Here is an 882-nt window from a genome sequence, read left to right as displayed (position 1 = left end):
TGCGTAAAGTACGCATCCGCTGCCGGGGACGCATGGCGTTACCAGCGGTGAAAGAGGTTTGCAGGTGATTGTTTTGCTTGAGGTTTTTGAAGTCCGCTTCGAATTCATCGATTGACAATCCCGGGCGATTCGCTAGAATACGCCGCACTCCTTACGGAACAGGTGATCGAGCAACGCTCCTCACCGCTTGATGATGCTTAGAGGCAGTCGACTGACTCATCATCAAGTGCTTGACTTCTCAAGCGTTCCAAGTAGAATATGCCTCCTCGCTTAACAGCGACGCTCTTTAAAAATTTGATCAGGTAATTCGTGTGAGCGCTTGCCGATGAGTGGTGACAAGGTCACCAAATATCGGAGCAAGCCTCTCACGAGAAGTTTGACTCTGAACCAAGTTTGGTCTGCTTAACAGACTATCAAGCTTTCAACTGAAGAGTTTGATCATGGCTCAGATTGAACGCTGGCGGCAGGCTTAACACATGCAAGTCGAGCGGAAACGATCCTAGCTTGCTAGGAGGCGTCGAGCGGCGGACGGGTGAGTAATGCATGGGAATCTGCCCGATAGTGGGGGACAACCTGGGGAAACTCAGGCTAATACCGCATACGTCCTACGGGAGAAAGCAGGGGATCTTCGGACCTTGCGCTATCGGATGAGCCCATGTCGGATTAGCTTGTTGGTGAGGTAATGGCTCACCAAGGCGACGATCCGTAGCTGGTCTGAGAGGATGATCAGCCACACTGGGACTGAGACACGGCCCAGACTCCTACGGGAGGCAGCAGTGGGGAATATTGGACAATGGGCGAAAGCCTGATCCAGCCATGCCGCGTGTGTGAAGAAGGCCTTCGGGTTGTAAAGCACTTTCAGCGAGGAAGAACGCCTTGGGA

Annotated in this window: 1 rRNA gene; it reads left to right on the top strand. The window is 52.7% G+C overall.

The window, feature by feature from the left end:
- Positions 1 to 422: 422 nt before the first annotated feature.
- Positions 423 to 882 (top strand): 16S ribosomal RNA (locus QD280_RS17750); the annotation flags it as partial.

It is taken from the genome of Cobetia sp. 1AS1, from assembly GCF_029846435.1.
Taxonomy (GTDB): Bacteria; Pseudomonadota; Gammaproteobacteria; order Pseudomonadales; family Halomonadaceae; genus Cobetia; species Cobetia amphilecti.
This window is presented reverse-complemented; position numbering and strand designations above follow the sequence as displayed.